The sequence below is a fragment of the Pseudomonas sp. c313 genome (assembly GCF_055407145.1).
On the sequence record NZ_JBUZRD010000006.1, the window covers coordinates 152,944 to 177,761 of the forward strand.

Sequence of the window (24,818 nt, forward strand, 5' to 3'; positions counted from 1 at the left end):
TAGTGCGCGCCATCGACGACGGCAACGTTGCCGATACTGCCCAGATGGTGAAATTGGTAGACACGCCAGCTTCAGGTGCTGGTGACCGCAAGGTCGTGGAAGTTCGAGTCTTCTTCTGGGCACCAATTTCGAGCTTGAGATCCAAACGATCACAAGACTCTCACAAAAACCCGCGAAAGCGGGTTTTTGCGTTACAGACCTTTGATTTTTAACGACAAACTTGATTTATAAAATCAAATCAGGGGTTTACAGATCAAAAACCGCTCCGTATAGTTCGCTCCATCAACAGCGGCGACGTTGCTGATGCTGCCCAGATGGTGAAATTGGTAGACACGCCAGCTTCAGGTGCTGGTGACCGCAAGGTCGTGGAAGTTCGAGTCTTCTTCTGGGCACCAATTCAAAGCTTGAGGTTTTAACCTTAAGTCTCACAAAAACCCGCGAAAGCGGGTTTTTGCGTTTCTGGCCTACCGCAATTCATGCTGGTTTTGCGGCGCGCCTGAAAGATCGCAGCCTCGTTTCACTCGACAGCCCCCACATCCGCTCCTACGATCGTTTATCATTCTCACGATTTGTTGCAATTCAAGTGAGGAACCCTGCGAATGATGATCCGCGATACCCGTCTCAAGACATCCCTTCTGCGTGGCTTGACCATCACTCTGCTCGGCCTGACCCTGCTGTCACCCGCCGCTTATTCCGCCGACAAGGTCGCACTGACCTTGTACAACGGCCAACACAAGGAGGTAGGTGATGAACTCGCCAAGGCCTTCGAAGCTAAGACCGGCATCCACGTCAATGTGCGCAAGGGCAGCAGCAACCAACTGGCCAGCCAGGTCGTCGAAGAAGGTGACCGCTCCCCTGCCGACGTGATCTACACCGAAGAGTCGCCGCCGCTGAACAAACTCGGCGAACAAGGCTTGCTCGCCACCATCGACGCCAGCACCCTTGACGTGCTGCCCAAGGAATACGTGGCCGGCAACAGCGCCTGGATGGGCGTGACAGCGCGCACCCGAGTCGTGGCTTTCAACCCGAAACTGATTGACGAGAAAGACCTGCCCAAGTCGGTGCTGGAATTTGCCGAGCCCCAATGGCAAGGCAAGGTCGGTTTTGTGCCTACCAGCGGCGCTTTCCAGGAACAGGCCGTAGCAATCATCAAGATGCACGGTCGCGAAGCCGCCGAGGAATGGCTGACCGGCTTGCGTGCGTTCGGCAAGGTCTACAGCAACAATATGGTCGCCCTTAAAGCAGTGGAAAATGGTGAAGTCGCCACTGTGCTGGTGAACAACTACTACTGGTTTGCCCTGAAGAAAGAAAAAACCAATCTGGATTCACAGCTGTACTACTTCACCAATGGCGATGCGGGCGGCCTGATCACCGTGTCTGCCGCGGCCGCATTGAAATCCAGCAAACACCCGAAAGAAGCCCAGCAATTGCTGGCATTCATGGTCAGCGAAGAAGGCCAGCGGGTGATCACCAACACCTCCGCCGAGTACCCCCTGCGCAAGGGCATGGAGTCCAATCGTGGCCTCAAGCCTTTCAGTGAGCTGCAACCACCGAAAGTTACCCCCGCCGACCTGGGCAACGCCGAAGAAGCCCTGGAACTGGAACGTGACGTTGGCTTGAACTGATGAACCCATCGCTCCCCGCCCCCGCCTTGCGCGGGGCGTTTACGCCAAGACGCAAACGCCCTTCGATCTGGCTGCTGCTACCGGTTTTACTGCTGGTGGGCCTGAGCCTGTTACCACTGGTCTATGTCGGCCTCAAGGCCTGGCAGGCCGGCTGGGCCGAGGCCGTACATTTGCTGTGGCGACCGTATGTATTCGGGCTGCTGCGCAATACCCTGGCGTTGATGGCGGGCGTGACGGTGGCCTGTGCAGTGATCGGCCTGTCCCTCGCTTGGCTGCTGGAGCGCAGCAACCTGCCAGGGCGACGGATATGGGGAGTGATCCTGTGCCTGCCGTTTGCGGTGCCGGCGTTTGTCAGCAGTTTTACCTGGGTGTCCCTGAGCGCCAACTTTGAAGGATTGGGCGGTGCAATCCTGGTGATGACCCTGTCCAAGTACCCACTGGTGTTTTTGCCCGTGGCGGCTACCTTGCGCAATCTTGATCCGTCCCTAGAGGAATCAGCCCGCACTCTGGGGCTCAATCGCTGGGGCGTCTTCTTTCGCATCACCTTGCCACTGCTGTGGCCCTCGCTGCTGGCCGGCGCATTGTTGATCGCCCTGCATATGCTGGTGGAATTCGGCGCCCTGTCGATCATCGGCCTGCAAACCTTTACCACTGCGATCTATCAGCAATTCGAGCTGGCGTTCAGCAACGCCAACGCGGCGATGCTGTCAGCGGTGTTATTGGTAATGTGCCTGACGCTACTATGGCTTGAGCTGCGGGTACGCGGTAAAGGCCGACACGTGCGCACAGGTCAAGGCGCCGCGCGACATGCCGAACAGGTACAACTCGGCAAATGGGCGCCGCTGGCACAACTGTATTGCCTGCTGCTGGCGATCATTGGCAGCGGCATTCCCTTGGGCATGCTCGGTTACTGGCTAGCCGTTGGCTCTTCGGCGGCCTTTCCGGTGGCCGCGATCGGCGAAGCCCTGCTCTCTTCCCTGGCGCTGTCCCTCGGCGGCGCTGCCCTGTGCCTGGCACTGGCGGTACCGGTCGGTTTGCTGGTGGTGCGCTACAAGGGCCAGTTGGCACTGTGGGCCGAACGCTTGCCGTATTTACTGCATGCGCTGCCCGGCCTGGTGATTGCGCTGACGCTGGTGTATTTCGCCCTGCATTATGTGCCAGCGCTGTATCAGACCTCGGCGCTACTGCTGATTGCCTATGCACTGCTGTTTCTGCCGCTGGCCCAGGCGCCGATCCGCACAGCGCTGAACAAGGCCGCACCGCAATTGGAAGAAGCCGCACGCACGCTGGGCGCGTCGTCGTTCAGTGCGTTTTGTCGGGTGACGTTGCCGATTATCTTCCCGGCACTGGGGGCGGCGTTTGCGCTGGTCTTTCTGGATGCCATGAAGGAATTGACGGCGACGCTGCTGCTCAGCCCCACCGGGCTGAATACGCTGGCAACGGCCGTGTGGGCGCACACCTCAAATGTCGAGTTCGCAGCGGCGGCGCCTTATGCGGCGCTGTTGATTCTAGTGTCGGGGTTGCCGGTTTACCTGCTTACAACACGGATGTATTTGAGCCGGTGAAATGAGGGAGTTTCACTCCCTCACCACAACACCTCAAGCCCTGAACTGCCCCAGGCTCGCCTTCAACTGCGCAGCCAACCCATCCAGCACCTTGCCGCTGGCGGTGGTCTCCACCACTGCCTGGGCCGCCCGTTCGGCCTGGGCATGAATGATCTCAACCCGCCCACGCACGGCATGAGCCCCTTGCGCCTGATGCTCCGCCGCCCGAGTCGCCAGGCCAATCGCCGCATGCACCTGCTCCACCGAGGCCTGCACCGACTGCTGCAAGCGCACGCTGTCGCGCAGCACCAGCAAACCTTCGCTGGCCTGGCGCCCGGCCTTGCCGATGGTTGCCACGGCCTCACGAGCACCCTGCTGCAACGCAACGATATGAGCCTGAATATCACCGGTGGAGCTTTGCGTCTTACTGGCCAGGGCCCGCACCTCATCCGCCACCACCGCAAAGCCACGACCGGTCTCACCGGCACGTGCCGCCTCGATGGCCGCGTTCAGCGCCAGCAGGTTGGTCTGCTCGGCAATCCCGTGGATCACCGTCAACACCACTTCAATCTGCTCGCTCTGCAGTGCCAGGCGCTCGATGACCTTGGCGCCGGCTTCAACCTGCCCCGCCAACGCCTCGATCAGGCTGCCAACCTCGGCCGAAGTGCGGGAGTTTTCGTCGGTAGCCTGGCGAATATCCACCACCTGCTGCAAAGCCGCCTGCATGGCATGGCTTTCCGCCTGGGCCTCATCAGCCATTTGCGACAACGCTCGCAGGCTTTCAGCCACTTCATCGCGCTGCAAGCCCGCGGCGGCATCGGCGCCAGCATTACGCAAGGTCATCGCGCCGATTTCCACGCCGGTACGCTGGGCCACATCGCCCGCCTCACGGACGATAGGCTGCAACTTATCGACAAAGCGATTGACGGCCGAGGCCATGTCGCCGATCTCATCCTTGCTGCTGATTTGCACACGCTTGGTCAGATCGCCCTCGCCCGCCGCCAAATCGTCCATAGCGGCGATCAGCAACTTCAGGCGATTGACCACCCGACGCCCAAGCACGACGGCAATCAACAGCAGCACGCCAAACCCCACCACCGCCAGGCCCATACCGATGCGCCAGCGCAAGGTGCCAGCGGCCTCCTGCACGGCGCCGGTGGTGTTGGCGGTCATTTGGTTCGCGGTCGCTTGTGCCGACTGCAACCGCGCGCCCATGGCTGCCGCGCTATCCGCCGCCGCACCCTTAAGGCTGTCACCCACTAGCTGATCACTGCTGGCAATCAGCGCTGCAAACCGTGCATCCAGGGCAGCAAGGTCGGTTTCTACCGATGCAGTGGAAACCCCCATGATGACTTTGCCGATCTCCACGCCGTTGGGGCTGATGGAGGACTCAAGGTAGTAAACCGACGGATCGTTCTTCGCCGCATTCAGTACTTTATCCAGAGCACGATCGCCCTGACCCTTTTCCAGCAGCGCCTTGTTGATCGGGTTTTCCCGGTTCAGATAGCGGGTCAGGTGTTGACCGGTAGCGTCGTCATAGACCACGAACAGCACATTGGGATTGCGCTGGGCGCGCCGGGCAAACTCCGACAGCGTTGGCACATCGCTGTCCCACATGGCGCGGGGCGCCACCGAGGCCAGCAACTGCGCCATGTCATTGGCGGAGTCCTTCAGGTCTTTTTCCAGGGTCGCACGCAGCTGCTTCTGCTCTTCCTGCAGACGGGTCGAAAGTCCGGCCGTTAGACGCTGACGAGTGCTGGAAGACAGACTGTCCAGACTGGAGGTGACTTCTTTCCCGGCTTGCGCCAACTCAAAGGAGAGTTTTTGGCTATCCACCCCCAAGCGATTACCCAAATCGGCTTCCAGGGCAGTGACTGTGCTCCGAGTCAGAGCGACGGCCACCAGCACTTGCACCAAAAGAGCGATACCAAGGGTAACGAACACCGGCCGCAACAGACGGCTTTGTAACAATGAGAGAACGGCAGACATCGGGAATCCCTCCATCACGGGTGCCATTAATTCGATAGCACCGCGAAAGAAAGAAACACAGCAAGGGTCGTGCCGTACGCAAGACAGAAACGACAAAGGGTCCCCGAAGGGACCCTTTGCTTTTTACATCAACAACTTATTAAGCGAACGGATGACGCAGAACGATGGTCTCGTTGCGGTCCGGGCCCGTCGAAATAATGTCAATCGGCGCGCCGATCAGCTCTTCAACGCGCTTGATGTAAGCACGGGCGTTGGCTGGCAGCTCTTCCAGGGTCTTGGCACCCACGGTCGACTCAGTCCAGCCCGGCACTTCTTCGTACACAGGCTGCAGGCCCACGTAGCTGTCAGCGTCAGTTGGGGCAACATCCTTACCTTCCGCATCTTTGTAGCCGATACAGATGTTGATGGTTTCCAGGCCGTCGAGTACGTCTAGCTTGGTCAGGCAAATGCCCGAGATGCTGTTCACATCAATAGCGCGACGCAGGATAACGGCGTCAAACCAGCCACAACGGCGTGCACGGCCGGTAGTCGCGCCGAACTCGTGACCTTGTTTAGCCAGGTGCGCACCGACTTCGTCGAATAGCTCAGTCGGGAATGGACCCGAACCTACACGCGTGGTGTACGCCTTGGTGATGCCCAGGATGTAGTCCAGGAACATCGGGCCAACGCCCGAACCGGTCGCAACGCCGCCAGCGGTGGTGTTGGAACTGGTTACGTACGGGTAGGTGCCGTGGTCGATGTCCAGCAACGAACCCTGGGCGCCTTCGAACATGATGTCTTTGCCAGCGCGACGCAGGTCGTGCAGCTCGGCAGTCACATCCAGCATCAGTGGCTTGAGCAGCTCAGCATATTCCTTGCACTCAGCCAGGGTCTGTTCAAATTCGATGGCGGGCTCTTTGTAGTAACCAACCAGCATGAAGTTGTGGTAATCCACCAGTTCACGCAGTTTGTCTTCAAGGCGCGGCATGTTGAGCAGGTCGCCAACACGCAGGCCACGACGTGCAACCTTGTCTTCGTACGCCGGGCCGATGCCGCGACCGGTAGTACCGATCTTCAACTCGCCACGGGCCTTTTCACGGGCCTGATCCAGCGCAACGTGGAAGGACAGGATCAGCGGACAGGAAGGGCTGATACGCAAGCGCTCGCGCACTGGCACGCCTTTCTCTTCCAGCTTGGTGATCTCGCGCAGCAGGGCGTCAGGTGCAACCACCACGCCGTTGCCGATCAGGCACTGCACGCCTTCGCGCAATACGCCCGACGGAATCAGGTGCAAGACGGTTTTTTCGCCATCGATGACCAGGGTGTGACCAGCGTTGTGGCCACCTTGGTAGCGCACTACGGCGGCAGCATGTTCGGTCAGCAGATCAACGATCTTGCCTTTGCCCTCATCACCCCATTGGGTGCCCAGGACTACGACATTCTTACCCATAACACTTGTCCTCATTCGCGCAAACTTGGTACCGGCAGCGGCCGGCAGGAAAACTCAAGAAGCCAGTGGCGATACTTGCCAAAGCCCGTTCTGCAGAATCAATTGCCGGTCGCAGTCCACTTCACGGGCGGCGGCCAATGGTTGCCCAGGCAATGCCTGGACGACACGCTGACCCTCACTGCGCAACTGGCAAACCTGCTGCCAGAGTGCTGCATCCGTACTGTCGGGCATCCAGATACCGCCAGACGGTAACTCGACCTCAGCACGCCCCAGGGTCACCAGGGTTTTCAAATCGGTGGAAAAACCGGTCGCTGGACGGGCACGACCGAAGTCGGCGCCAATATCGTCATAACGACCGCCCTGGGCGATGGCTTGGCCAACACCCGGAACAAACACCGCGAACACTACACCGGTGTGGTAGTGGTAACCGCGCAACTCACCCAAGTCAAAATACAGCGGCAACTGCGGGAACCGCGCCGACAGGCGCTCGGCAATCGCCAGCACATCGTCCAGGGCTGCCAAAACAGGGGCCGGCGCGTTCGCCAGACGGTCCTTGGCGGCAACCAACACTTCAGGGCCACCACACAGATCCACCAGCGCACGCAGCATGCCAGCCAAATCAGCGGGTACAGCCTCGGTCAGGGCGATGACTTCATCGATAGCCTTGCGCTGCAGGGCATCGAACAACTGTTGCTCCACTTCACCGGACAAACCAGCCGCACGGGCCAGGCCGCGGTAGATACCGACATGACCCAGGTCCATGTGTACATCCGGCACATCGGCCAGTTGCAGCATCGCCAGCATCAGGCTGATAACTTCCACGTCGCTGCTCGGGCTGGCATCGCCGTACAACTCGGCGCCCAGCTGGATCGGGCTACGGGAAGACGACAACGCACGCGGCTGAGCATGCAGGACGCTGCCAGCGTAGCAGAGGCGGCTCGGCCCTTCGCGGCGCAGGGTGTGCGCATCGATGCGCGCTACTTGCGGCGTGATGTCGGCGCGAAAACCCATTTGCCGGCCCGACTGCGGGTCGATGACCTTGAAGGTGCGCAGATCCAGATCCTGGCCCGCGCCGGTCAGCAGGGATTCCAGGTACTCGATATGGGGAGTCACGACAAACTCGTAACCCCAGCTCTGGAACAGATCCAACACCTGGCGACGCGCTACTTCAATGCGCGCAGCTTCCGGTGGCAGTACTTCTTCGATGCCATCTGGCAGCAGCCAGCGGTCTACCGTTGCCATTACGCCATTCCCCTATGATCCGGGCGGCAAGCCGTCAGGCGAGCCTTGAGTGAAGCAGAAAATGCCCGGTCCATTTGCATAAACCACGCGCATGAACAACGTGACGAACGGCCAGCAATCGGCCTCGTCGGGCACCTTCCTCGAAAAACCTGTCGTGTCGATACAACAAACGACAATCAAACATGCAGACGCAAAAAAGCCGGGAATTTCCCGGCTGCCGCATCATACACCCGTTTTCCCAAAGGATCACCCCGCCAAGCATTTTAGCCCGACGGAGTGCCCTTCAAGTCAACGTTGGATCAGGGCTTGGACTTTTCCAGGTAACGGAAGAAGTCGCTGCTCGGATCCAGAACCATGACGTCGGTTTTGTTCGCGAAACTTTCACGGTAGGCGCGCAGGCTGCGATAGAACGCGTAGAACTCCTGGTCCTGGCCATAAGCCTTGGCGTAGATCGACGCGGCTTGAGCATCGCCATCACCACGGGACTCTTCAGACTCGCGATAGGCTTCTGCCAACAGCACTCGACGCTGACGGTCAGCATCCGCACGGATACCTTCAGCCAGTTCGTTACCCTTGGCGCGGTGCTCACGAGCCTCACGCTCACGCTCAGTGCTCATGCGCTCGAACACGCTGCGGTTCACTTCCTTCGGCAGATCAATGGCCTTGACCCGGACATCGACAACCTCAATGCCCAGCTCTTTTTCAGCCATCTTGTTCAGCGAAGCCGTGATATCCGCCATCAGCGCATCACGCTCACCGGATACCACCTCGTGCAGGGTGCGCTTACCAAACTGGTCACGCAGGCCCGACTCCAGACGGCGCGACAAACGCTCGTCGGCAATCTGCTTGAGGCCGGAAGTCGCAGTGTAGAAGCGCTCGGCATCCTTGACGCGCCACTTGGCGTAGGCGTCAACCATCACGGCTTTCTTTTCCAGGGTCAGGAAGCGCTGTGTCGGTGCATCCAGCGTCATCAGGCGCGCATCAAACTTGCGCACCTGGTTGACGTAGGGGACTTTCACATGCAGGCCTGGCTGGACATCTGCCTGGACCACGCGACCGAATTGCAGCAACACCGCACGCTCGGTCTGAGCCACGATGTAGAAGCAGTTCCAGGCAGCGATGACCACGACGACGCCCACAATCAGGGCGGTCAGCGATTTATTGCTCATCAACGACTCTCCCTGGTACGTGTTTGCTGTTGCTGCAAGTCAGCGGCCGCACGGGCGCTCGCTTCGTTGGCAGCGGCAGTCGAACCGGTTGCCGGAGCACTGGTACCGCTACGACCACCTTCGATCATCTTGTCCAGCGGCAGGTAAAGCAGATTGTTCTGCCCGCCCTTGTTGCCGGTCACGAGAACCTTGCTGGTGTTGGTGAAGACTTCCTGCATGGTGTCCAGGTACAGACGCTCGCGGGTGACTTCTGGTGCCTTGCGGTACTCGGCCACCAGTTTGGTGAAGCGATCCGCCTCACCCTTGGCGCGAGAGACCACTTCGTCGCGGTAACCGTTGGCATCTTCAAGGATGCGCTGGGCCTGACCACGGGCTTCCGGCACCACGCCGTTGGCGTAGGTTTCAGCCTGGTTGCGCGAACGCTGCTCGTCTTCACGGGCGCGGATCACATCATCGAAGGCTTCCTGCACTTCACGCGGTGCGGCTGCGCTCTGTATGTTGACCTGGGTGACGGTGATACCGGTGCGATACGTATCGAGGAACCGCTGCAGGCGCTCCTTGATCTCGCTGGCCATCAACTCACGACCTTCGGTCAGCACCTGATCCATCGCGGTGGAACCCACCACATGGCGCAGGGCGCTTTCGGTCGCTTGTTGCAGACTGATTTCCGGCTGATCGACGTTCAGAACGAAATCCTGCAGGTTGCTGATCTTGTACTGCACGGTCAGCGGCACTTCGAGGATGTTCTCGTCTTCGGTGAGCATCTGGCCCTGCTTGGTATACGCACGCTCACGCGTGACGTTTTCCATGTACTTCTTGTCGATCGGCGGGAAGTAGATGTTCAGGCCGGGGCCGACGGTCTCGTAGTATTTGCCGAAGCGCAGCACGACGGCCTGCTCCTGCTCATCCACTACGTATACCGCGCTGTACAGCCAGACGGCGGCCAGCACGACGAGGCCGATACCGAGCATGCCATAAGCACCCCCTTTACCGGCACGACCACCTTCGTCACCACCACGTTTTTTTCCACCACCGAACAACCCATTCAGGCTTTCCTGCAGCTTTCGGAAGGCCTCGTCGAGATCTGGTGGCCCCTTGCGGTCGCCATTATTGCGGCGTTTACCACCCCAAGGATCCTGATTATTCGAGTTGCCACCCGGCTCATTCCAAGCCATAGCGATCTCCATCTGATAAAGCAAAGACGCACCCACGGCGCGCCGACCAATGCTACAGAATGCCTACTACAGCGGCACAACCGCTTTCTCAGGCTTTTATTGCAAAGTGTGTTGCTCGATAAAGTCCATCGGCTGTATGCCTTCACGGCTAACCAACCGATTCAGCTCGGCCCGTGGCAATCGAACCGCCAGCAGACTGACACCTTCTTCGTCGTGTTCTTCTTTCTGGACCGCGCCCATTTCGAAAAACTGTGCACGCAGTCGAGCAAAACGCTGAGGCAAGCGCAAGGTGCCGACAAACAAATCGTTGCCCAGCAACTCGGCAACCGCCTGTTTGAGCAAGTCCAACCCTGAGCCATCCCGCGCCGAAAGCCAGACCCGCTGGGGCCTGCCGTCTTCGTCACGCTGGATTTGCGGCTCCACGCCCTCAAGCAAATCGAGTTTGTTATAGACCTCAAGGATCGGCAAGTCCTGGGCCCCAATCTCGCCCAGTACCAGCATCACCTGTTCAATCTGCAACATCCGGTCAGGTTCGGCAGCATCGATCACATGCAACAGCAGGTCGGAGTTGCTCGACTCTTCGAGCGTAGCTCGAAACGCCTCGACCAGCTTGTGGGGCAAGTGACGAATGAAACCTACGGTATCGGCCAGCACGATCGGCCCCAGGTCGTCGATATCCAAACGGCGCAGGGTCGGGTCGAGGGTGGCGAACAGCTGGTCAGCGGCGTAAACGTCGGACTCCGTCACCGAATTGAACAGTGTGGATTTGCCGGCGTTGGTGTATCCCACCAGTGAAACGGTCGGGATATCGGCGCGCTTGCGGCCACGACGCGATTGCTCACGCTGGCTGCGAACCTTCTCAAGCCGAGCCTTGATCTGCTTCAGGCGAACCCGCAGCAAACGACGGTCGGTCTCCAACTGGGTTTCACCCGGGCCACGCAGGCCAATACCGCCTTTCTGGCGTTCAAGGTGAGTCCAGCCGCGAACCAGCCGGGTACTCATGTGCTCAAGCTGGGCCAATTCGACCTGGAGCTTGCCTTCATGGGTACGGGCGCGTTGGGCGAAAATATCGAGAATCAGACCCGTGCGGTCAATCACGCGACACTCGAAAACACGTTCGAGGTTACGTTCCTGACTGGGCGTAAGGGTGTGATTGAAAATAACCAGATCTACCTGTTCGGCTTTGACCAGATCGCGCAATTCCTCGACCTTGCCGCTGCCAATCAGGTATTTGGCGGTTGGCCGATGACGCGGCACGTTAATAAACGCGACGGTCTCAGCGCCAGCCGAAATTGCCAACTCCTGAAACTCCTGCGGATCTTCGCGCGCCTCAGGGTCCTGACCATCTAAGTGAACGAGGATTGCCCGCTCACCACCACCGTGGCGCTCAAAGAACAAAGGAGACTCCTATCAGGCGTTACCTGGCTCAGCGTCACCCAGTTCGGTTTCGGTTGCGCTAGGCAGACGAATTGGACGAACCGGCACTACTGTTGAGATAGCGTGCTTGTAAACCATTTGGCTAACGGTATTTTTCAGCAGGATGACGAACTGGTCGAAAGACTCGATCGTCCCTTGCAGCTTGATACCGTTGACCAGATAGATAGAAACCCCAACTTTCTCTTTACGTAAAGTATTCAAGTAAGGGTCTTGTAGCGAATGCCCTTTTGACATGTGCCGCACTCCTTTAAGGATCAATAATAAAAAATCGGAAAATAGATAGCTCGTAGCCGTCACACCCCCAAGGATAGACGGCAATTGCAAGGACTCAGCTCAATATGGAGACCGTTCCCAAGTATTTCAAGGCGCGTGACAGATTGTCGCAATCCAGACTGTCCAGCCAATGCAACTCAGTCCAACTGCGCAGCCAAGTGAACTGGCGCTTTGCCAACTGGCGCGTGGCAATGATGCCTCGCTCCTGCATTTCGGCTGACGTCAGCTTGCCATCCAGATGATCCCAGACTTGGCGGTAGCCTACAGCACGTATCGAAGGTAATCCTGGATGCAGATCACCTCTTGAACGCAATGCTACGACCTCTTCCACGAACCCCTGTTCCAACATAATTGTGAATCTTTGTGCAATTCGCTCATGCAGAACCTGACGATTAGCCGGAGCGATGCCTAGATTTGCGACAGTATAGGGCAATTGTGGCTGCCCCGAAGTGCCTGCATCAGTACTTTGCGCAGATTGTCTCAGTCTGTGGGCGGTCATGGTCTGCCCGCTGACCCGCCAGACTTCCAGGGCCCGTGACAGGCGCTGAGGGTCATTGGGATGAATCCGCGCCGCAGACACCGGATCAACTGCCGCCAGTTGGTCATGCAGGGCTTGCCAGCCAAGGCGCGCAGCCTCTTCTTCAAGCTCGGCGCGCACCTGGGGATCGGCTGGAGGCATATCAGCCAGACCTTCCTGCAAAGCCTTGTAGTAGAGCATCGTGCCGCCCACCAGCAGCGGAATATTGCCCCGCGCGGTAATTTCGGCCATGGCAACCAGGGCGTCAGTGCGAAAATCAGCCGCCGAGTAGCTCTCAGACGGGTCAATGATGTCGATCAACCGGTGGGGATGCAGGGCCAGCAACTCTTTCGAAGGCTTGGCAGTGCCGATATCCATTCCCCGGTAAACCAGGGCGGAGTCGACGCTGATCAGCTCGCAGGGCAGGACTTTGGTCAGCTCGATGGCCAGGTCGGTCTTGCCGGCGGCCGTCGGGCCCATCAGGAAGATGGCGGGAGGAAGAACGCTCATCAACGACCACGCAAGAACAGTTTGTCCAGATCGTCTAGCCCCATCTGGGTCCAGGTCGGTCGGCCATGGTTGCATTGGCCACTGCGTTCGGTGTTTTCCATGTCCCGCAGCAAACCGTTCATTTCCGGCAGGGCCAGGCGCCGGTTGGCGCGGATCGCGCCGTGACAGGCCATGGTGCCAAGCAGTTCGTTGATGTGCGCCTGGATACGATCGCTGGTGCCGTACTCCATCAGGTCTGCCAGCACGTCGGCCACCAGCCGGTTGGCTTCGGCCTGCTTGAGCAGCGCCGGAATTTGCCGGATCGCCAGGGTTTCCGGGCCGAGGCGCTGCAGTTCAAAACCCAGCTTCTGGAACACGCTGACGTGCTCTTCGGCACAATCGGCTTCGCGCTGGCTGACCGCCAGGGATTCCGGCACCAGCAGCGGCTGGCCGCTCAGGCCTTCGCTGGCCATGGCGATTTTCAGGCGCTCGTACATGATCCGCTCGTGGGCGGCGTGCATGTCCACCAGCACCAGGCCGTGGGCGTTTTCCGCAAGAATGTAGATACCCTTGAGCTGGGCCAGGGCGTAACCCAAAGGCGGGACATCACCCTGACCTTCCGGCAACGCCGCCGCTCCCGCTTCGGGCAGAGGCGCGAAGAACTCGCGATAGGCTGCCTGGGCTTCAGCCACAGGCACCGCCGATTGCGGCCGGGGCGTGTATTGATACTGATATCCGGCGCCAGCACCCGACCCCGGCGCGGCGTAACTCGGCTGGGCTTGCGGCTGTTCCAGCAGGTTGGCCGCCAGGCGCATTTCGCCCTGGGGGCCGAACTCACCGGCTTCCGGCCCCGTCGGGCGAACCATGGCCGTGGCAATCGGCGCCGACTGGTGATCGTCCGGACGTACATCGCCCAAGGCACGGTGCAAGGTGCCGTAGAGGAAATCGTGGACCATGCGCCCATCACGGAAGCGCACTTCGTGTTTGGTCGGGTGCACGTTGACGTCGACCACCGAAGGATCAACCTCGAAAAACAGCACAAAGGTCGGATGCCGACCATTGAACAGTACGTCGCGATAAGCCTGGCGAACCGCGTGGGCCACCAGCTTGTCGCGCACCGCACGGCCGTTCACGTAGAAATACTGCAAGTCTGCCTGGCTACGGGAGAAGGTCGGCAAACCGACCCAGCCCCACAAGTGCAGGCCATTACGCTCCACCTCAATGGGCAGCGCCTGCTCCAGGAAGCCGGCGCCACAGACCGCCGCCACACGCCGAGCGCGTGCCGCATCGTCATGGGCTTCGTGCAGGCTGAGGATGGTCTTGCCGTTGTGGCGCAGATGAAAGGCCACATCGAAGCGAGCCAGGGCCAGGCGCTTGATGACTTCTTGCAGGTGATCGAATTCGGTTTTTTCGGCCTTGAGGAATTTGCGACGCGCCGGGGTATTGAAGAACAGGTCGCGCACTTCCACCGACGTGCCCACCGGGTGGGCGGCCGGCTGGACCCGAGGCGCCATGTCGCGACCCTCGGTTTCCACTTGCCAGGCTTGCTCGGCGCCACGGGTGCGGGACGTCAGGGTCAGGCGGGCCACGGAGCTGATAGAGGCCAGGGCCTCACCGCGAAAGCCCAGGCTCATCACCCGCTCAAGGTCTTCAAGGTCGCGAATCTTGCTGGTGGCGTGACGGGCCAGAGCCAGCGGCAGGTCATCGGAGGAGATGCCACTGCCATCGTCACGTACCCGCAGCAGCTTGACGCCGCCCTGCTCGACGTCGACGTCGATACGCTTGGCGCCGGAGTCCAGGCTGTTTTCCAGCAACTCCTTGATCACCGAAGCCGGCCGTTCTACCACCTCGCCAGCAGCAATCTGGTTGGCAAGGCGCGGGCTGAGCAATTCGATGCGTGAGGTGTTGCTCAATACCGATTCGCTCATTACTGCGCCGCCAATTCAGTGCCAGGGATGGTCAACATCTGGCCAATTTTCAATTCATCGCTTTTCAGGTTGTTGGCGCTACGCAACGTCGCGGCCGAAACCTGAAAACGCACCGCCAGCATCGCTACAGTGTCGCCGGGCTGGACGCGATGGTCGCGAGGCCCTTGGGCGATTTTCCCGGAATCACGTAACCAGGCGACGTAGCTTCCCGGTGGCGGATTCTGCTGGAAGAACTGGCGAATGCCGGAGCTGATGGAGCGTGCCAGCGCCTGCTGGTGGCTGGCCGCCGACAGTTTTGAGGCTTCGTTGGCGTTGGAAATAAACCCGGTTTCCACCAGGATCGACGGAATATCCGGCGACTTGAGCACCATAAACCCGGCCTGCTCCACCCGCTGTTTGTGCAACGGCGTGACGCGGCCGATATTGCTCAAGACCTTCTGCCCGACATTCAGGCTGGACGTCAGCGAGGCGGTCATCGACAAATCGAGCAACACACCAGCGAGCATGCGGTCCTTGTCATCCAGGGACACATTGCCAGCGCCGCCGATCAAGTCGGAACGGTTTTCACTGTCCGCCAGCCAGCGGGCGGTTTCGGAGGTAGCACCACGGTCAGACAGGGCGAACACTGACGCACCAAAGGCCGCAGTTGAAGGCGCGGCGTCGGCATGGATCGAAACAAACAGGTCAGCACCCTTCTTGCGGGCGATTTCGGTACGACCACGCAACGGGATGAAGTAATCACCGGTGCGGGTCAACTCGGCGCGGTAGCCTTTCATGCCGTTGATCTGGCGTTGCAGTTCACGGGCGATGGCCAGCACCACGTCTTTCTCACGCTGGCCGCGCGAGCCGGAGGCGCCAGGGTCTTCCCCACCGTGACCGGCATCGATGACGACGATGATGTCACGCTTGCCCGCCGGAGCCGGTGGCATCGGTGGCAGCTTGACCTGGGGTTGCGCCGTAGAAGCCGGCACCGCAGGCACCGTCGCGACACTCGGCGTTGGCACGGGCGGCGGCGCGGCATCGGCGGCGTTGTCGAACAGGTCGACCACCAGCCGGTTACCGTATTGAGCGTTGGGTGCCAGGGAGAAGCTTTTCGGGGTGACGGCCTTTTTCAGGTCGATGACCACCCGCAAATCCGTCGGAGTGCGTTGGGCCGAGCGCATGGCGGTAATCGGGGTATTGGCGGTGGACACTTTCAACGGCGCGGCCAGGGTCGCACCGTTGATGTCGATCACCAGTCGGTCAGGCGCCGTCAGGGTGAAGACGCTGTGCTGAACCGGCCCAGACAGGTCAAATACCAGTCGCGTGTTATCCGGTGCCCGCCACAGGCGAACACTGCGCACCTGTGAAGCAGCCAGAGCATTGACAGTCATTGCCGCAAGCAACACCCCTACGACAGTAACCAACGCGCGAAAGCGCATACCTAACCCCATTAATTATTTGAATTCCAATGCCAAGGCGGCGCACCACGACTCACTGCGCACACTCTGGGACAACAACTTCAGCTGACGTCCATGCTTATGCGGGGTAATGGTAATGGTCAGGTCAGGCTTTGGCAAAAAGCCTGTGCCTTTATCTGGCCATTCGATCAGGCACAAGGCGTCCTCATCGAAGTAATCGCGGATGCCCATATACTCCAATTCCTCAGGATCAACCAAACGATAGAGGTCGAAATGGAACGCTCGCACATCGCCGATTTCGTAAGGTTCCACCAGGGTAAAAGTAGGACTCTTCACTGCTCCTTCATGCCCCAGCCCGCGAATGATGCCCCGCGACAAAGTGGTCTTCCCCGCCCCCAGGTCGCCTTCCAGAAAAATCAGCCCCGAGCCCTTCGTGACAACGGCAATCCGCTTGCCAAACGCGACCATGGCCTCTTCATCGACCAGATACAGGGTTACTTCAGACACGGTGACTGCTCCTCCAGCAACTGACGAATGGCGGGAATCAAATCACTGGCAGCCAGCCCGCGACCAAAGGTGCCTTGGCGATCTCCCGCCGTGGCGTGCAACCAGACGGCCAGGCTGGCCGCCTCAAACGCTGGCATACCCTGGGCCAGCAATGCACCCACCAGACCAGCCAGGACATCGCCAAGACCTGCGGTGGCCATGGCCGGATGGCCCTGATCACATTGCGACACCCGTCCGTCCGGACTGGCGATCAAACTGCCCGCGCCCTTGAGGATCGCCACCGTCTTGAATTTTTGGCTCAATCCGCGCGCAACTTTAAGACGATCTGCCTGAACCTCGACTGTCGAAATCCCCATCAGCCTCGCGGCTTCACCGGGATGCGGCGTTATCACGCAGTTGGCTGGCAGGCTGACGTTGCCTGCCGCCAGCAGGTTCAGCGCATCGGCGTCCCACACTTGCGGCTGCTTGGCATTGGCGGCCACCGACAGCAGGCTTTTGCCCCAAGACGCTTCGCCCAAACCCGGGCCGATGACGATCACTGAAATTTTTTCCAGCAAGCCCATCAATTGATTGGCGGAATGCACACCAACGGTCATGACTTCCGGCAAACGCGCCAGGGCCGCCGAGACGTGCTCGCTGCGGGTCGCCAGGGACACCATGCCAGCACCGCTGCGCAGGGCGCTTTCGGCGCTGAGCAGTACGGCGCCGCCAAAACCACGGTCGCCACCCATCAGCAATACATGGCCAAACTGGCCTTTATGGGCATCCTGGGAACGAGCAGGCAGTTGCGGCAATTGGCCGGGCAACAGGTGCTGAACGTCGGTTATTGGGTGTTTTGTCTGAGGCATGCGTCTTCAAGCTCCGATGTCTGGCAGAATTATACGCATCTAACCTGCGGTTTCTCTTGTTCATGCCTGCTATTACTTCCGATCTGCCCGCCCTCGCCCAATCGATCAAAGACTGGGGCCAGGAGCTTGGCTTTCAACAAGTTGGCATCAGCGGCCTGGACCTGGCCGAGGCAGAGCAGCACCTGCAACGCTGGCTCGACGCCGGCTACCACGGCGAGATGGACTACATGGGCGCCCATGGCAGCAAGCGCTCCCACCCCGAAGAGCTGGTGCCCGGCACCTTGCGCGTGGTGTCCCTGCGCATGGATTACCTGCCCGGCGACACCCACATGGCGCATCTACTGGCCCAACCTGAAAAAGCCTACGTATCCCGCTACGCCCTGGGCCGCGACTACCACAAGCTGATCCGCAAACGCGTCCAGCAACTGGCGGATCGGATTCAGGCACAGATCGGCCCGTTCGGCTTTCGCGCCTTTGTCGACAGCGCCCCGGTGCTGGAAAAAGCCATCGCCGAACAAGCCGGGCTGGGCTGGATCGGCAAAAATACCTTGGTGCTCAATCGCAAGGCCGGCAGTTACTTCTTCTTGAGCGAATTGTTTGTCGACCTGCCATTGCCGATCGACCCACCCCACGCCACCGAACACTGCGGTCGCTGCACCGCCTGCCTGGACATCTGCCCTACCAATGCCTTCGTCGGGCCATACGTGCTGGACGCCCGGCGCTGTATTTCCTACCTGACCATCGAACTGAAAAGCGCGATCCCCGAAGACCTGCGCCCCTTGATCGGAAACCGGGTATTTGGCTGCGATGACTGTCAGATCGTTTGTCCGTGGAATCGTTTCGCACGATCCACAGCCGAAGGCGATTTCAAGCCTCGGCACAACCTGGATAACGCAGAACTGGCCGAACTCTTTATGTGGGATGAGGATAAATTTCTCAGCAACACCGAAGGTTCACCCCTGCGCCGCGCCGGTTATGAGCGCTGGCTGCGCAATCTGGCCGTGGGCCTGGGCAACGCGCCTTCAAGCATTCCGGTGCTGGAAGCCTTGAAGGCGCGCCGGGAATACCCTTCGGAACTGGTGCGCGAACATGTGGAGTGGGCGCTGAAGCAACATGCCGAGCGTCAATGTTCGTCGTTGTAGACGAACTTGGGCATTTCCCATCGAAAACGGATCGCCAGCAAGCGCAATAGAAAGCCACTGAACAGGGTGAGCAGGATCGCTTGCTCGCTGGGCAGTTGTAGGTAGATGCACAGCATGTAGCACCAGGCGGCGAGAAACGACACACTGGCATACAGCTCGCGACGGAAGATCAGCGGGATGTCGTTGCAGAAGATATCCCGCAGGATGCCGCCGAATACACCAGTGATCACGCCGCTGACCGACGCCACCAACATGCCGTGACCCATTTCCAGGGCGGTCATGCAGCCGATCAGGGTGAACGCCACCAGCCCCACGGCATCCAGCGCCAGGAACAGCGAGCGCAGGTGGCGCATCAGCGGGGCAATGAAGATCGTCACCAGGGCCGCGCCAGAGGTCAGTACCAGGTATTCCGGGTGCTTGACCCAGGTCAGCGGGTAATGGCCGAGCAACACGTCGCGCACCGAACCGCCACCGAGCGCCGTCACGCAGGCGATCAGTACCACACCAAACCAATCCATGCCACGCCGGCCGGCAGACAACGCGCCGGTCATGGCTTCAGCGGTGATGGCGATGAGATAGAGCATCAGCAGCATGAGGGCGATCCTTACAAATTGTGGCGAGGGGGCTTGCCCCCGTTGGGGTGCGAAGCAGCCCCTTTATATATAAAGGCATCGAGGTTTTTTTCAGGTAGACCGGGATGCCAGGCTTCAGGGCCGCTTCGCACCCCAACGGGGGCAAGCCCCCTCGCCACAACAGCTCACCCGCCCAAATCAGAACTTGATGAAATGCTTGCGGTAATGCTGCAGCTCGGCAATCGACTCGCGAATATCATCCAGCGCCAGGTGGGTGCTGCCTTTGTGGAAACTGTCCTTCACCTCCGGCGCCCAGCGCGCCGCCAGCTCTTTCAAGGTCGACACATCCAGGTTGCGGTAGTGAAAGTAGCTTTCCAGCGCCTTCATGTGGGTATAAAGAAAACGTCGGTCCTGGCAAATGCTATTACCGCAGATCGGCGACTTGCCCTTGGGCACCCATTTTTCCAGGAAGGTGATGGTTTGCGCTTCAGCCTCGGCCATGCTTATACGGCTCTCGCGCACTCGCTGGGTCAGGCCCGTGCCGCCGTGGGTGCGGGTGTTCCACTCATCCATTGTGGCGAGGACTTCGTCGCTGTGGTGGATGGCGATCACCGGGCCTTCAGCCAAGGTGTTGAGGTTGCTGTCGGTGACGATGGTCGCCATCTCAATGATGACGTCGGTGTCAGGGTTCAGACCGGTCATTTCCAGATCGATCCAAATCAGGTTCTGTGGGTTTTGCATGTCTTGGTTCCTTGGCACCTTGGCGTAGCTGCGCAGTTTAGCAGGCGAGGCATGCTAGACTCGCGACCGTTTTACCTAACCTTTGCATTATCGACACGGAACACCAATGGCCAAACGCCAGCTCAACCGTCGCCAAAACTGGCGCATCGAAAAGATTCAGGGTGAACGCGCTGCCCGCGCCGCCAAACGTGAATCCTCCGCAGTAGAAGCGCTTGAGGGTGGCGACCTTGGCCCCGAGCAAACGGGCCTGGTGATCGCGCACTTCGGTGTGCAGGTCGAGGTCGAGGCCCAGGAAGGCGAACAAGCTGGCAATGTGTTCCGTTGCCACTTGCGCGCCAACCTGCCGGCGCTGGTGACCGGCGACCAAGTGGTCTGGCGTGCCGGCAACCAGGGCATCGGCGTGATCGTGGCGCAACTGCCGCGCACCACCGAACTGCGCCGTCCGGACAGCCGTGGCCAGCTCAAGCCGGTAGCGGCCAACGTCGACATGATCGTCATCGTCTTCGCGCCACTGCCCGAGCCCCATGCCAACCTGATCGACCGCTACCTGGTAGCCGCCGAACATGCGGGCATTCGGCCGTTGCTGCTGCTGAACAAATTCGACCTGATCGACGAGCAGAACGCCCCGGCGCTCAATGCGTTGCTGGCGGTCTACCGCACCCTGGGTTACCCGGTGTTGGAAGTCTCGGCCCATCACGGCAACGGCATGGAGTTGCTCCAGGAGCAGTTGGACGGGCGCATCAGTGTGTTCGTCGGCCAGTCGGGCGTCGGCAAGTCGTCGCTGGTCAACAGCCTGCTGCCGGAAGTCGAAACCCGTGTCGGTCCACTGTCGGAGCTGTCCGGCCAGGGCACTCACACCACCACCACCGCGCGGTTGTTCCACTTCCCAGGTGGCGGTGAGCTGATTGACTCCCCAGGGATTCGTGAATTCGGCCTGGGCCACGTCAGCCGCGCCGATGTCGAAGCGGGTTTCATCGAGTTCAACGACTTGATCGGCACCTGCCGCTTTCGCGACTGCAAGCACGACCGCGAGCCGGGCTGCGCTCTGCTCAAGGCCCTGGAAGACGGTCGCGTGCAACAGCAGCGAATGAACAGCTATCGCTCGATCATCGCCAGCTTGCCCGAAACCAGTTACTGACTGGTCGATGCAACATTGTGGTGAAGGGCCTGCCCCCTCACCACAATGTTGCCCTGCTTATGACCCCGTAGCCGGCTGAGTCGGGTCTTTCACCCCACCGTCATCAAACAGGTTCAGCTTCTGCCGCAACTCATGGGCCGGTAATGGCTGCTGTTCTGGTGGCAGTGCATTCGGGTCCACCGGCACTTCCCCTGGCGCACCCTCACCTTGAGTCGGCACCGGCGGTTGAGGCGTGCCTTGCTCACCTTCAATCGCACGCTGGGCCTTTTTGGTCAGCACGACGATATCGATTCGGCGATTGACCGGGTTGAACGGGTCCTTGGTATCAAACAGTGCCGAGGAAGCAAAACCCACTACCCGTGCCACTTGCGCGTCCGGGTAGCTACCCGCGATCAAGGCACGACGTGCAGCGTTGGCACGGTTGGCTGACAACTCCCAGTTACCAAAATCACCCAGGCCCGAATAAGGCTTGGCATCGGTATGACCACTGACGCTGATCTTGTTCGGCACCGCTTTGATGGTGTCGGCCATCGCCAGCAGAATATCTTCGAAATACGGCTTCAAACGCGCACTGCCAGAGTCGAACATCGGCCGATTCGCGGCGTCCATGATTTGGATGCGCAAGCCATCCGGAGTGATCTGGAACAGGATCTGGTCCTTGAATTTTTGCAGTTGCGGGTTCTCGTCGACCTTGTTCTGCAGTTCTTGCAGGAGCAATTCCAGGCGTTCCTGCTCGACCTGGTCAGCCATACTTTCGACGGTTTCACGCTCGATGGGAATATTTTCCTGGGGCGATTCGGTCTTCACTTCCGGGTTGATCGTGCGCTCGGGCGCCAGTTGCGGCGAGCCACCCAGATCGATCACAAAAGGTGTGCCACTCTCGGAAAACCCGATGGGGTCCTTGAAGTAACCGGCGATGGCGATCTTCTGTTCCGGCGTGGCGGTGGACATCAGCCACAGCACCAGGAAGAACGCCATCATTGCCGTGGCAAAGTCGGCGAAGGCAATTTTCCAGGCGCCGCCGTGGTGCCCGGCAGCGAAGCGCTTGACGCGCTTGATGATGATCGGCTGGTTGTTTTCCATGACTTAGCGACCGCGAACCGCTTGTTCCAACTCGGCAAAGCTCGGACGGTGCTTGGGATAGAGCACTTTGCGGCCGAATTCCACTGCCAGTGACGGCGGCATGCCGGAGGCCGAAGCTACCAGGCAAGCCTTGATTGCCTCGTAAAGGTTGATCTCTTCCTTGGCGTCATGGGCCAGGGAGGTGGCCAGCGGACCAAAGAAACCGTAGGCGGCGAGAATACCGAAGAAGGTACCGACCAGGGCCGCACCTACGTGCATGCCGATGGCTGCCTGGTCGCCCTCGCCGAGGGAAGCCATGGTCACCACGATCCCGAGTACCGCTGCCACAATACCGAAACCGGGCATGCCGTCGGCAATGCCAGTCACCGCATGGGATGGGTGCTCAAGCTCTTCCTTCAAGCTGAACAACTCCATGTCGAACAGGCCTTCCAGCTCATGGGGGGCCATGTTGCCGGAGGACATGATGCGCAGGTAATCGCAGATGTAGGCGGTCATGCGCTCATCCTTGAGCACGGCCGGGTACTTGGCGAAAATCGGGCTCGCTGCCGCGTCCTCGATGTCGCCTTCAATGGCCATCATGCCTTCGCGGCGGCTCTTATTGAGGATCTCGTAGACCAGGCCCAGCACTTCCAGGTAGAAGGTGTGGGAGAAGCGCGAGCTGAACATGCCCAACGACTTCTTGATCACGTGCATGGTCATGTAGCCAGGGTTGGCCTGCAGGAATGCACCAAACGCCGCACCACCGATGATCAACACTTCAAAAGGCTGGATCAGCGCCGCAATTTTACCGTGGGACAGGACGTATCCGCCGAGCACGCTCGCGATGACGACGATGATGCCGATAATTTTAGCCATAGGGGGTGAGTACTTGCGCCGTCGGGTTCATGGACATATTCAGAAGATCTAAAAACTCTTCTTCTACTTATCGGCAAAACTGCGCCAGACTATAGCCCGTTAAGGCGAAAAGCCAGTTCGGCCCGCTCTGGGCGTGTTGACCGCAAGTGATGATCGCGCCCCAATCATGGCAAATGAAACGACAGTCCCAACCTCAAGACCCAACACTATTGCTGGCTGGATAAAGCGCCTGGATGAGGTTCTGCTGCCCGTCCCGCAAGCCAGCCATGACGCCGTATGCAAAGCCATCGGCGACAACCGCCGTTCGTTGCGAGATATTGCAGAGCTGATGCAAAACAGCCCCGCGCTGGTGCTCAGCGTGATGCGCGAAGCCAACAACCATTCTCACGGCAGCCTTGCAGAGCCTGCGGAAAACCTTGAGGTGGCGCTCAACCGCCTCGGTTTAAAACGCACCGAAGAACTGCTCGCCCGCCTGCCTTCAGTCCCCCTCAATGAAATCCCCGTGGCGCTGCGCCAACTGCAACTGGTCAGCCAGCACGCCTCGCAACAAGCCAGCGGCCTGTTTGCCAGTCGCCTGGCACGGCTATGGCAAGACATCCACTGGGGCAGCCTGTTGTTTCTTTCGCCGCTGTGGCCAATGGCGATTGCCTATCCCAAGCTGCTGGAAGAGTGGGAACTACGAGTGATCCACAAAGGCCAATCGGCACGCAAGGTCGAGCAGGAGTTGTTCGGCGTTCGCCTGCTGGATTTGTGCCTGGGGCTGACCGAGGCCTGGCGCCTGCCAATCTGGGTCTCCCAGGGCTATCACTTGTTGCAGAATGAACGGCGCCTACTGATCAAGGCGCTACGCATCGCCCGCAATGAAGAGCCGCTGCGTCAACAGCAACAGCTCGATGACGATCCGGCGCTGCGGCGCTGGCTGAACCAGCCGGCCAACACCGTGCTGCTGGCCAACGGCATGGCCCTGGCAGCGCAAGAGTCCTGGAATTGCCCGCACACCCAGCGCTGGCAATACTTGACCGCGCTGTACCTGCAACAACCCTTGGGCGAGGTGCAGCAGCAGGTTCACCAACAAGCAGTGATCAGCGCCCGCAATACAGTGGCGGCCGATCTTTGGCACCCGGCACTTGCGCTGATCTGGCCGTGGAACGTGCAACGGGTCCATCGCGGCCTGCTGCCGGCACCGCCGCCGACCGCCGAAGCCCTGGCTGTTTGGCGCAAACACTGCAGCGAATTGCTGGTGGAGCCGAATCGTTTTGCCAACGCCATGCACCTGACCACCTGCGCCAAGGAGGCCCTGGTGGCCAGCGGCATGCAACGGGTCATGCTGTTGATGGCCGACCGTACCTTGAGCACCTTGCGCGTGCATCAGGTCGACGGCCTGCCCAAGGACGCTGCCCACATGAGCCTGGACGTCGCGCAAAGCACGCTGCTGCAGCGCTTGCTGGAGAAGTCCGCCCAGGTGCGCCTGACGCCCGACAACCATGTACAGTTCTCGGCACTGCTACCCGCCTCGTTGCGCCGCCTGTTTATCGGCGAGCACCTGCTGTTGCGCTCCCTGAGTTGCAATGGACGGGTGGCGATGCTGATGATTGCCGACCAGGGCGGCGGGCCGTTCTCGGAAACCACCGTACAAGCCTTCGGCAAAACCGCTCAATGCATCGAGAAGGCCCTGCACAGCTTTACCAACCGCAGCGCTTGATGCTTGCGCTACA

Annotated in this window: 21 protein-coding genes and 2 tRNA genes; 7 read left to right on the forward strand and 16 right to left on the reverse strand. The window is 59.9% G+C overall.

The genetic code is table 11. The features are described 5' to 3' along the window. Window positions 1–38: 38 nt before the first annotated feature. The 4 genes from ACZRKZ_RS18615 (at window position 39) to ACZRKZ_RS18630 (ending at window position 3,190) form a co-directional block, all read left to right on the forward strand. Window positions 39–125, forward strand: a tRNA-Leu gene (locus ACZRKZ_RS18615). A 183-nt stretch (window positions 126–308) separates the two neighbouring features. Then, a tRNA-Leu gene (locus ACZRKZ_RS18620) sits at window positions 309–395 on the forward strand. Between the two features lie 204 nt (window positions 396–599). Further along, a complete protein-coding gene (locus ACZRKZ_RS18625; protein ID WP_463969110.1) occupies window positions 600–1,625 on the forward strand; it encodes an extracellular solute-binding protein in 1,026 nt (341 codons plus the stop codon). After that, a complete protein-coding gene (locus ACZRKZ_RS18630) occupies window positions 1,625–3,190 on the forward strand; it encodes an ABC transporter permease (protein WP_463982389.1) in 1,566 nt (521 codons plus the stop codon). The genes ACZRKZ_RS18625 and ACZRKZ_RS18630 overlap by 1 nt, the downstream gene beginning before the upstream one ends. A gap of 33 nt (window positions 3,191–3,223) precedes the next feature. Here the strand turns inward: ACZRKZ_RS18630 and ACZRKZ_RS18635 are convergent, their stop codons facing one another. The 12 genes from ACZRKZ_RS18635 to ACZRKZ_RS18690 form a co-directional block, all read right to left on the reverse strand. Continuing rightward, window positions 3,224–5,158 (reverse strand): methyl-accepting chemotaxis protein, encoded by a 1,935-nt coding sequence (locus ACZRKZ_RS18635; protein WP_463982390.1) that lies wholly within the window; start codon window positions 5,156–5,158, stop codon window positions 3,224–3,226. Between the two features lie 139 nt (window positions 5,159–5,297). Beyond that, window positions 5,298–6,587 (reverse strand): adenylosuccinate synthase, encoded by a 1,290-nt coding sequence (locus ACZRKZ_RS18640; RefSeq protein WP_463982391.1) that lies wholly within the window; start codon window positions 6,585–6,587, stop codon window positions 5,298–5,300. A gap of 54 nt (window positions 6,588–6,641) precedes the next feature. Beyond that, entirely contained in the window at window positions 6,642–7,829 is a 1,188-nt protein-coding gene (locus ACZRKZ_RS18645; protein ID WP_463969106.1) for an ATP phosphoribosyltransferase regulatory subunit, read from the reverse strand. 299 nt (window positions 7,830–8,128) lie between these two features. Then, entirely contained in the window at window positions 8,129–8,998 is an 870-nt protein-coding gene (gene hflC / locus ACZRKZ_RS18650) for a protease modulator HflC (protein ID WP_133101425.1), read from the reverse strand. Beyond that, window positions 8,998–10,173: an FtsH protease activity modulator HflK gene (gene hflK / locus ACZRKZ_RS18655; protein WP_350614081.1), complete on the reverse strand. Its 1,176-nt coding sequence runs from the start codon at window positions 10,171–10,173 to the stop codon at window positions 8,998–9,000. The genes hflC and hflK overlap by 1 nt, the downstream gene beginning before the upstream one ends. Before the next feature lie 96 nt (window positions 10,174–10,269). Further along, entirely contained in the window at window positions 10,270–11,571 is a 1,302-nt protein-coding gene (gene hflX, locus ACZRKZ_RS18660) for a ribosome rescue GTPase HflX (protein WP_463982392.1), read from the reverse strand. A 12-nt stretch (window positions 11,572–11,583) separates the two neighbouring features. After that, a complete protein-coding gene (gene hfq / locus ACZRKZ_RS18665; protein WP_133101422.1) occupies window positions 11,584–11,844 on the reverse strand; it encodes an RNA chaperone Hfq in 261 nt (86 codons plus the stop codon). A gap of 94 nt (window positions 11,845–11,938) precedes the next feature. Beyond that, window positions 11,939–12,910 (reverse strand): tRNA (adenosine(37)-N6)-dimethylallyltransferase MiaA, encoded by a 972-nt coding sequence (miaA, locus tag ACZRKZ_RS18670; protein WP_463969104.1) that lies wholly within the window; start codon window positions 12,908–12,910, stop codon window positions 11,939–11,941. Then, entirely contained in the window at window positions 12,910–14,802 is a 1,893-nt protein-coding gene (gene mutL, locus ACZRKZ_RS18675; RefSeq protein WP_463969228.1) for a DNA mismatch repair endonuclease MutL, read from the reverse strand. The genes miaA and mutL overlap by 1 nt, the downstream gene beginning before the upstream one ends. Before the next feature lie 14 nt (window positions 14,803–14,816). Then, on the reverse strand, window positions 14,817–16,250 hold the full coding sequence (locus ACZRKZ_RS18680; protein ID WP_463969103.1) for an N-acetylmuramoyl-L-alanine amidase: 1,434 nt from the start codon (window positions 16,248–16,250) through the stop codon (window positions 14,817–14,819). A 3-nt stretch (window positions 16,251–16,253) separates the two neighbouring features. Next, window positions 16,254–16,724 carry a tRNA (adenosine(37)-N6)-threonylcarbamoyltransferase complex ATPase subunit type 1 TsaE gene (gene tsaE, locus ACZRKZ_RS18685; protein ID WP_463982393.1) on the reverse strand — a complete coding sequence of 157 codons (471 nt, stop codon included), beginning with the start codon at window positions 16,722–16,724 and terminating at the stop codon, window positions 16,254–16,256. Then, window positions 16,712–17,572: an NAD(P)H-hydrate dehydratase gene (locus ACZRKZ_RS18690; protein WP_463982394.1), complete on the reverse strand. Its 861-nt coding sequence runs from the start codon at window positions 17,570–17,572 to the stop codon at window positions 16,712–16,714. The genes tsaE and ACZRKZ_RS18690 overlap by 13 nt, the downstream gene beginning before the upstream one ends. Window positions 17,573–17,634: 62 nt before the next feature. Between ACZRKZ_RS18690 and queG the strand changes: the two genes are divergently transcribed. Further along, complete coding sequence (gene queG, locus ACZRKZ_RS18695) at window positions 17,635–18,714, forward strand: tRNA epoxyqueuosine(34) reductase QueG (RefSeq protein WP_463969100.1); 1,080 nt, start codon at window positions 17,635–17,637, stop codon at window positions 18,712–18,714. Here the strand turns inward: queG and ACZRKZ_RS18700 are convergent. Continuing rightward, complete coding sequence (locus tag ACZRKZ_RS18700) at window positions 18,696–19,307, reverse strand: trimeric intracellular cation channel family protein (RefSeq protein WP_463969099.1); 612 nt, start codon at window positions 19,305–19,307, stop codon at window positions 18,696–18,698. The genes queG and ACZRKZ_RS18700 overlap by 19 nt on opposite strands. 177 nt (window positions 19,308–19,484) lie before the next feature. Then, the gene (orn, locus tag ACZRKZ_RS18705; protein ID WP_133101414.1) at window positions 19,485–20,027 is read right to left on the reverse strand and encodes an oligoribonuclease; all 543 of its coding nucleotides are present in this window, start codon (window positions 20,025–20,027) and stop codon (window positions 19,485–19,487) included. A 106-nt stretch (window positions 20,028–20,133) separates the two neighbouring features. Here orn and rsgA point away from each other — a divergent pair, with 106 nt between their 5' ends. Continuing rightward, the gene (rsgA, locus tag ACZRKZ_RS18710) at window positions 20,134–21,165 is read left to right on the forward strand and encodes a small ribosomal subunit biogenesis GTPase RsgA (RefSeq protein WP_133101413.1); all 1,032 of its coding nucleotides are present in this window, start codon (window positions 20,134–20,136) and stop codon (window positions 21,163–21,165) included. Window positions 21,166–21,222: 57 nt separating this feature from the next. Here rsgA and motB read toward each other — a convergent pair whose 3' ends face one another. Together motB and motA are read right to left on the reverse strand one after the other, a co-directional pair. Further along, window positions 21,223–22,248: a flagellar motor protein MotB gene (gene motB, locus ACZRKZ_RS18715; protein ID WP_463969098.1), complete on the reverse strand. Its 1,026-nt coding sequence runs from the start codon at window positions 22,246–22,248 to the stop codon at window positions 21,223–21,225. A gap of 3 nt (window positions 22,249–22,251) precedes the next feature. Next, window positions 22,252–23,103, reverse strand: a complete 852-nt coding sequence (gene motA, locus ACZRKZ_RS18720) for a flagellar motor stator protein MotA (protein ID WP_124361013.1) — start codon at window positions 23,101–23,103, stop codon at window positions 22,252–22,254. A 166-nt stretch (window positions 23,104–23,269) separates the two neighbouring features. Here motA and ACZRKZ_RS18725 point away from each other — a divergent pair, with 166 nt between their 5' ends. Beyond that, the gene (locus tag ACZRKZ_RS18725) at window positions 23,270–24,805 is read left to right on the forward strand and encodes an HDOD domain-containing protein (RefSeq protein WP_463982395.1); all 1,536 of its coding nucleotides are present in this window, start codon (window positions 23,270–23,272) and stop codon (window positions 24,803–24,805) included. The last annotated feature ends 13 nt before the right edge of the window (window positions 24,806–24,818 follow it).

Bases quoted from the DNA above. Each gene is read 5' to 3' on its own strand.
- ACZRKZ_RS18625 (WP_463969110.1), top strand. From the start codon at position 600: ATGATGATCCGCGATACCCGTCTCAAGACATCCCTTCTGCGTGGCTTG.
- ACZRKZ_RS18630 (WP_463982389.1), top strand. From the start codon at position 1,625: ATGAACCCATCGCTCCCCGCCCCCGCCTTGCGCGGGGCGTTTACGCCA.
- ACZRKZ_RS18635 (WP_463982390.1), bottom strand. From the start codon at position 5,158: ATGTCTGCCGTTCTCTCATTGTTACAAAGCCGTCTGTTGCGGCCGGTG.
- ACZRKZ_RS18640 (WP_463982391.1), bottom strand. From the start codon at position 6,587: ATGGGTAAGAATGTCGTAGTCCTGGGCACCCAATGGGGTGATGAGGGC.
- ACZRKZ_RS18645 (WP_463969106.1), bottom strand. From the start codon at position 7,829: ATGGCAACGGTAGACCGCTGGCTGCTGCCAGATGGCATCGAAGAAGTA.
- hflC (WP_133101425.1), bottom strand. From the start codon at position 8,998: ATGAGCAATAAATCGCTGACCGCCCTGATTGTGGGCGTCGTCGTGGTC.
- hflK (WP_350614081.1), bottom strand. From the start codon at position 10,173: ATGGCTTGGAATGAGCCGGGTGGCAACTCGAATAATCAGGATCCTTGG.
- hfq (WP_133101422.1), bottom strand. From the start codon at position 11,844: ATGTCAAAAGGGCATTCGCTACAAGACCCTTACTTGAATACTTTACGT.
- miaA (WP_463969104.1), bottom strand. From the start codon at position 12,910: ATGAGCGTTCTTCCTCCCGCCATCTTCCTGATGGGCCCGACGGCCGCC.
- ACZRKZ_RS18680 (WP_463969103.1), bottom strand. From the start codon at position 16,250: ATGGGGTTAGGTATGCGCTTTCGCGCGTTGGTTACTGTCGTAGGGGTG.
- ACZRKZ_RS18690 (WP_463982394.1), bottom strand. From the start codon at position 17,572: ATGCCTCAGACAAAACACCCAATAACCGACGTTCAGCACCTGTTGCCC.
- queG (WP_463969100.1), top strand. From the start codon at position 17,635: ATGCCTGCTATTACTTCCGATCTGCCCGCCCTCGCCCAATCGATCAAA.
- ACZRKZ_RS18700 (WP_463969099.1), bottom strand. From the start codon at position 19,307: ATGCTGCTGATGCTCTATCTCATCGCCATCACCGCTGAAGCCATGACC.
- orn (WP_133101414.1), bottom strand. From the start codon at position 20,027: ATGCAAAACCCACAGAACCTGATTTGGATCGATCTGGAAATGACCGGT.
- rsgA (WP_133101413.1), top strand. From the start codon at position 20,134: ATGGCCAAACGCCAGCTCAACCGTCGCCAAAACTGGCGCATCGAAAAG.
- motB (WP_463969098.1), bottom strand. From the start codon at position 22,248: ATGGAAAACAACCAGCCGATCATCATCAAGCGCGTCAAGCGCTTCGCT.
- motA (WP_124361013.1), bottom strand. From the start codon at position 23,103: ATGGCTAAAATTATCGGCATCATCGTCGTCATCGCGAGCGTGCTCGGC.
- ACZRKZ_RS18725 (WP_463982395.1), top strand. From the start codon at position 23,270: ATGGCAAATGAAACGACAGTCCCAACCTCAAGACCCAACACTATTGCT.